Raw genomic sequence first — 5,180 nt, 5'->3', positions numbered from 1 at the left:
CGAGCCGTCGCGACGACGCGAAACGAAATTTGCGCGCTCCCTCTAAAGGAATTTGCGGTGAAATTCTAAACCTACGCTAGAGCCCACGACGACATTTAAATTTTATAAATTTATGCCGAAGCAAAATCAAATTTAAAATTTAGCAGCGCTTTCTGCGCTCGAATTGTGCTCAAATCGCGGCTAAAATTCTACCCTCGTCTTTACCTCAAAAAGCAGCTCGCCGTCCACCGCCTTAAGCCCGCCGCTCTTTATCATCTCGCGAATTTTACTCGTGCCAAAGCTGCTTTTTTGAAGCAAAATTTCAACCAAGTCTAGATTCCTGATCTCATAAATGCACCGATCTATCAGCTGCGAAGAGCCCAGATCGTCGAAATAGAAAAATCGCCCGCCGTTTGAATAGACCCAGCCGTATAGCCCGCCGTGCACGCCGCCGACCCTGCGCCACTCATGCGGCAGCTCGAGCGCGAAAAGTCCACTTTTGCGAGCGACCAGCCTGCGAGTGCTGCGGCCGCCGCCCCAAACTTCGGCACCTTCTAAAAAATATATCCGCTCGCCGCTTTGAAACACGCTGCCGCTAAGCGCGTGAACTTCGCCCGCAAAGGGATTGTCTGCCGCGCGCTTTTGCTTTTCGTCGTTCTCGTCGAAATAGTAGATGCCGCTAGGGGAGGCAAAAAGTAGATGGTTTGAGTGCGCAAGCTGCCTATTTAGCGGAGCATAGGGCGCGGCGGCGGGGTCAAATTTTAAATCATTCGCAAAAACGTCGCCGCTTTTCGCATCCCACAAAAAATAGTCCAACCGCTGCCTCAAAAGTTCGTAATGCCCGCCGTTATCGCGCGCGTCAAGGCGCAGGTTTTTAAAATACACGTTCGCGCCGTCTGCGGCATAAACGCCGCTAGCGCGCCCATCGCTTCCCTCTATTCGGCGCAGGCTCGCGGCATCGGCGCCAGGCAAAACCTCTCCTTTATAAAACGCGCGCGAGCCCTGCGCAGCGTAATACACGCCCGCGATTTGGCGCAGATCCGTAGCGTCCATTCGTTTAAATTTATAAATGTAGCTTTGCGGCTTGGGCGCATCCCAAAAAATATGCGCCAAGGTTTCATAAGTGAGCTTAAGAGCTCCCAGCGCGTCGTTGGGTACCGCCTCGCCGTCGCAAAAATAACTGATCCGCCCGTCGCTTACGTATCCGAACGCTACGGCTTTCGTGCGCGCGGGCTCTAGCTCGCTCATCGCGATATTTCCGCAATATACGGCGTTTTTATCCGCCGCGACGTTGGAGCGGTAGCCGGAGCCGAAATCCAAAACCCGAAAGCTCGCCGCGTCCGCGTCCGGTATCGCAAAATAGCCCGCGCCCACCACGAGGGCGTAAATTTCATCTCCTTTTTTATAAAAATCGCTGTATTTGATCTGCTCATCGTCCCGCGGCGAGTAGTCGTCGCTGGAATTTATAACAGCCGCCAGAATAAGCACGCTAAAAGCCGCGAATACAAATATCGCGCCAAGCACGATCTTGCGCCAAAGCGGCATGTCCCCGCTCCTTTTTTGCGGCAGGTCGCTATCTTTCGCCCGCGAAGGCTTGTCGCTTTGCCGTGTAAAATCCTCAAACATCTCTGACCTTAAATTTTAAATTTACGCCGCTTGTTGATCGCGGATTTTCCGCGCGACTTAAATTTTAAATTTAATCGCAAAGTTGAAATTTTAAAGCGGCAAAATTTAGATTTCGCACGGTATCGAAGCGCTTTTAAAATTTAAGATAAATTCTAAAGCGACGCGGTAAGCGAGCGTAGCGCAAAGAGGGTGCCGCCGCGCGCTGTATTATTGCGCCGCCAAAATGGCAGCGCGGCAGCGAATATAACGCGCCGCGGAGAGCAGAGCACGGCGCAGAATAGCACCGCGTCTTGGCGCGGAAATATTGCTGCGGTAGCGGCGCAATTACGCGATGAGCTTTTGTATGCGAGCCATGAAATTCTCGCGCGATTTGCGTTTAAAATTTAAACGCGGAGCACCAGGCTAAATTTAAGAGCAAAATTTCAAAGTTAAGCTCACACCTTTTAAAATTTAAAAGCGAAATTTCAAAAGGCGCAGTCGCTGTCCGCAATACCGGCGCGCAGCAAACCGCTCAGAATTTAGATGGACGCTCCGGTGCGACGCAAGTCGCGTCAAATTTAAACAGACCGCATCGCCGCAGGGCGGATATTTCGTCATGTCGAAGCGAGATAAAATTCTGCGTTGCCGCCGCGCCGAAGCGAAATGGAATTCCGCATCGCCATAAGATGGACGCGAAATAAAATTCAGTGCCACCGTGAGATGGATGCGAGATAAGGCTCCGCGGCGGAGCAATAAAATTCCATCGCCGCGCAATCTGCGGCGATTTAAGATAGCGAGGTAAAGATGAATCCGACCGAACTCAGAAGACTTCGCACGCAAAGCGTGCTAAAGCAACTCATCCCCGAAGCGCTCGCGAGCCTCGAGGACGAGCTTTTGCGCGGGCTGTGCGTGACCGACGTGGAGTGCAAGCGCGGGCGCTACGACGCGTTCGTGTATCTGGATAAAAACGCCTTCGACGAGCGCGAGCAGGAATTCGTGCTCGAAAAGCTCGGCCGCGTGGCGAGATATTTGCAAAACTTCTGCGCCGAGGCGGAGGGCTGGTACCGCTGCCCCGCGTTTCACTTCAAATTTGACGACCGCTTGGAGTATCAAAACAAAATGGACGATCTATTCGACAAAATAGAGGAGGAGCTGCGCAAAAATGGTTGATTTAGAGGCTTTGGCGCGCGAGTGCGGCGTGCAGCTTTATGACGTGGAGACGGTGAGCGAAAACGGCAAAACGATCTACCGCATCAGTATCACGAAAGCAGGCGGCGTGGGCCTAGACGACTGCGAGCGGCTATCGCGGCTGCTTTCGCCGATTTTCGACGTGGAGCCGCCGCTTGAGGGCGAGTGGACGCTGGAGGTCGGCTCGCCCGGGCTAGAGCGCAAGCTAAGCAAGCCGCAGCATTTCGCAAACTCCGTGGGCGAGCTGGTGCGCCTAAGCTGCACGGACGGGCAGAAGCTAAGCGGAGAGGTGCTAGACTGCGAAGGCGGCGTGCTTAGGCTACGCACGGACGATGGCGAGGCGAGCGTGCGACTTGACGAGATCAAAAAGGCGCGAACCTACGTGCAGTGGTAGCGGCGCGGATTTTAAAGCTCTGTGCGCAGCTTTGAAATTTTGCGAATGAAGCTTTAAAATTTGCCGCGCGAGATTTGCTTGTTTGAAATTTTGGCTTGGAATTTCGAGATTTAAATTTTAAAATCGCTTTTGAAATTTACGGCTCCTAGTTGTTTTTAGCCGCTCTTGATCTCTCGCGGCGATTGGCGTAAAATTTTAAAATTCCGGTGCCGCTTGTTTGTTTTGAAATTTTAGATTGCCGATAAAAAGTAATTTTTCACGCCACCGGGCGGCGCTTTGAAATTTCAGATCGTACCGCTAAAAAGCAAGCTTCGCGGCGATTTCTGCTGCGTAAATTTTAATTCCCATGCCGCACGTGCCGTTTTGAAATTTCATGTTGCGTCGCTAAATGATAAGTTTTGCGTGACGATTGCGCGTTGCTTTAGAATTTCACGTCGCGCCCGAAAGCGGCTAAATTTAAAATTTACGCGCTGTTTCGGCGCGGTAAAATTCCACGCTGAAATTCCGCCCGTAAATTTTTGATACAAAATTCCTGTGTCGAATTTTGCCTTAAAATTTTATCTGTAGAATTTTAAGGCAAAATTCCGCCCATAAATTTACGCTTTAAAACTCTGCGGGCGGAGGTTTGCGTGCCGTCCATCAGATAATTAAAATTCCGTCAAGCGGCGCGGGTATTTGCGGCTACGAAGCGGAGATGCCGATTGTGGCTAACAGCACGGGCGAGGTCATGAGCCCCACGATCGTAAGGATCCACGCTAATATCGCTATTACGAGCGAGGCTTGCTTTTTGACGGCTTGATAGGTCGCGGCGATTGCGCACAAAAATGCAAGCGGAACGAAAACGATCCCTAGGAAAAAGATCCCTAAAATCGCGAAGACTATGGAGAGTATCCCAAGCACGTTTGATTGGGGTTGAACGGTCGGTTGTTCAGACATTTTAATCCTTTGAAGAAAATTTGTGTAATTCTACCCCCCCCCTGAATTTGAGCTGAAATTAAGCCGTGCCTTTTGGGGCTGTATATTCACGCTCGATTGCGGTTCTGCCATGGCGCCTATTAAAATTTTACTTCGCAAAGCCGGCTCGCAGCGCCCAGTTCGCAAAGCCAGCTTATGTGCGCTGCCAGAAGCGGTCGTTTGCATGCTGGGTGTAAAATTTGCCGTCCGTGCGAAACATACGCCGCAAAATTTGCGATTTAGGATAAAATTCTAAAACCTGTGGTAAGATTTCGCAGTTTTGTTCCCGCGCGGAATCTTGCTCCTACACATACGGCGCGCGGCTTGCACTCTGATAAATTTGGCGCTTAAAACGAGCTCGCTCTTGCAAGTGGGCTAAGTGCGAGGTCGGCGTCATCCAGCGCAGCGAGGAAGAGCGCAGGTGGCTGAGTTGGTTTGCGCCCGAGGCGCGATTTGCTGGGAGTAGGCGAGTTCTCCGCTCTGCCGTAATTTTGCTAAGCAAGCGCGGCGGAGCGGGACAATTTAAATTTTGGATTTTGTATGAACGACGAATTTTACATGGATTTGGCGCTGCGGGCTGCGTGGCGCTATCAGGCCTTGACGCTACCCAACCCCGCCGTGGGCTGCGCGCTGCTGGATAAGAGCGGCAGAGTTCTAAGTATAGGCGCGCATAAAAAGGCGGGCTTTTTGCACGCCGAGGCAAACACCGTTTTCGCCGCGCTGTGCGATCTGGGCGCAAATTTCGCGCAGGATTTCGCTTGCGAATACGCCCGCAAATTCGGCGTTAAATTTCAAAACACAAAAGCCCTAAAAAGCGCTCTTTTGCAGCCGAGCTTCACTTATGATTTTATCTTAAACCGTCACGGCGGGCTTTTGCGCGGCGCTTGCGCCTACGTCACGCTCGAGCCCTGCGCGCATCGCGGCAAGACGCCATCTTGTGCCGAGCTTTTGGCAGAGCTAGGCCTATCGCGCGTGGTAATCGGCACGCGCGATACGAACACGCAGGCTGCGGGCGGCGCGGAAATTTTACGCTGCGGGGGCATAGAGGTGAAATTTGACG

The 5,180-nt window shown here is 52.0% G+C and carries 5 protein-coding genes; 3 read left to right on the top strand and 2 right to left on the bottom strand.

Translation table 11 applies throughout. From position 1 onward, the window contains the following. Positions 1 to 180 precede the first annotated feature (180 nt). Positions 181 to 1,605, bottom strand: coding sequence for a DKNYY domain-containing protein (locus Q0256_RS05160; RefSeq protein WP_297960730.1), 1,425 nt, complete (start codon positions 1,603 to 1,605; stop codon positions 181 to 183). 783 nt (positions 1,606 to 2,388) lie between these two features. Between Q0256_RS05160 and rbfA the strand changes: the two genes are divergently transcribed. Both rbfA and Q0256_RS05150 read left to right on the top strand, forming a co-directional pair. After that, on the top strand, positions 2,389 to 2,754 hold the full coding sequence (rbfA, locus tag Q0256_RS05155; protein ID WP_005872391.1) for a 30S ribosome-binding factor RbfA: 366 nt from the start codon (positions 2,389 to 2,391) through the stop codon (positions 2,752 to 2,754). Then, on the top strand, positions 2,747 to 3,166 hold the full coding sequence (locus Q0256_RS05150) for a ribosome maturation factor RimP (protein WP_297960728.1): 420 nt from the start codon (positions 2,747 to 2,749) through the stop codon (positions 3,164 to 3,166). The genes rbfA and Q0256_RS05150 overlap by 8 nt, the downstream gene beginning before the upstream one ends. Positions 3,167 to 3,847: 681 nt before the next feature. On the opposite strand, the gene Q0256_RS05145 is transcribed toward Q0256_RS05150, so the two are convergent. After that, the gene (locus Q0256_RS05145; protein WP_069435689.1) at positions 3,848 to 4,102 is read right to left on the bottom strand and encodes a hypothetical protein; all 255 of its coding nucleotides are present in this window, start codon (positions 4,100 to 4,102) and stop codon (positions 3,848 to 3,850) included. A 558-nt stretch (positions 4,103 to 4,660) separates the two neighbouring features. Here Q0256_RS05145 and Q0256_RS05140 point away from each other — a divergent pair. Then, on the top strand, positions 4,661 to 5,180 hold a 520-nt coding region (locus Q0256_RS05140; RefSeq protein WP_297960725.1), incomplete at its 3' end, for a bifunctional diaminohydroxyphosphoribosylaminopyrimidine deaminase/5-amino-6-(5-phosphoribosylamino)uracil reductase RibD.

This window comes from uncultured Campylobacter sp., from assembly GCF_937949835.1.
Taxonomy (GTDB): domain Bacteria; phylum Campylobacterota; class Campylobacteria; order Campylobacterales; family Campylobacteraceae; genus Campylobacter_B.
Note: the sequence above shows the minus strand (reverse complement) of the source record. Positions and strands in the feature narration are given on the sequence as shown.